At 65.5% G+C, this 1,166-nt stretch carries 1 protein-coding gene and 1 pseudogene; one reads left to right on the forward strand and one right to left on the reverse strand.

Going from position 1 to position 1,166, the window contains the following annotated elements; all coding sequences use genetic code 11:
• Nucleotides 1-110: 110 nt before the first annotated feature.
• Nucleotides 111-599, forward strand: a pseudogene (locus tag ACYVDE_RS23510) (ATP-binding protein); the annotation flags it as partial.
• Here the strand turns inward: ACYVDE_RS23510 and ACYVDE_RS23515 are convergent.
• Nucleotides 498-1,100: a cytochrome P450 gene (locus tag ACYVDE_RS23515; RefSeq protein WP_460503954.1), complete on the reverse strand. Its 603-nt coding sequence runs from the start codon at nt 1,098-1,100 to the stop codon at nt 498-500. The pseudogene ACYVDE_RS23510 and the gene ACYVDE_RS23515 sit on opposite strands and share 102 nt — an antisense overlap.
• Nucleotides 1,101-1,166 lie beyond the last annotated feature (66 nt).

Raw genomic sequence — 1,166 nt, forward strand, 5'->3', positions numbered from 1 at the left:
ACCGCGTGCTGGCCGAGCGCGAAAGCCAGCGGGCGCGCGACGAGGCCGAGGCCTCGGCCCGCGCCCGTGAGAATTTCCTGGCCAACATGAGCCATGAAATCCGCACGCCCATGAACGGCGTGCTGGGTATGACGGCGCAGCTGGCCAAAACCCGCCTCGATGCCCGCCAGCAGGAGCTCGTGCGCGTCATCAGCTCGTCGGGCCGCCACCTGCTGGCCGTGCTGAACGACGTGCTCGACATGGCCAAAATCTCGGCCGGCAAGCTGGAGCTGGAAGCGGCGGCCTTCAATATCAGTGATTCGATAACCGAAGCCATGCAGCCGCTGGCAGCCCAGGCGCGCGAGAAAGGGCTCGAATTCCGCCACCGGACCCTGAAAGACGAATACCCGTTTCCCTGGGTGGTGGGCGACGCGCACCGCCTCAACCAGGTGCTGCTCAATCTGGTGAGCAATGCTATTAAGTTCACCGCCGCGGGCAGCGTGTTGGTGAGCAGCGCGCTAGCCGGCGAAACGGCCGACACGCTCAGCGTGCACTTTTGCGTCAGCGATACCGGTACGGGCATCGAGCCGGGCAAGCAGGCCCTCATCTTCGAAAGCTTCACCCAGGCCAACGCCGACACGGCCCGCCAGCACGGCGGCGCTTTCGGATTGAATCTCGTGGGCCTGCTCGGGGTGGTGAGCCAGCAGGTAGGTAAGCCAAGTGAGGGCGTTGGCGCTGGTTTCGTGGCCGGCCACCAGCAGTATCAGGGCCTCGTCGATGAGGCGGTCGGGGCTCATGGGTTCGCCGGTGTCTTCGTAGCGCACGTCGAGCAGCATTTGCAGCAGGTCGTCGGGCGGCGCGGGTGCATCAGGTTGGACGTTGGCCGCCTGGCGCTGGGCGATGAGACCGCCGAGCAGCGTGCGCATCTCCTGGGCCAGTGCATCGTGGTATTTAAACTGCCCGCGCAGCCGAAACCAGGGCTTGAGGTAGGGCTGCCGGATGGAGCGCACGAAAAACGCTTGCAGCTCGGTGATGAGCCCCGCCAGCCGGTCAAGCTCGGTTTCCGGGAAATTGGTACTAAACACCGAGCGCGCAATAATGCGGAAAGTCAGCCGTGTCATCAGCTCGTGCACCTCCACAGTGGTTTCGCCGCCGCTGGCCGCCGCGCGGGCGGCCAGCGGGGCCAG

The sequence above is a fragment of the Hymenobacter agri genome (assembly GCF_054778495.1).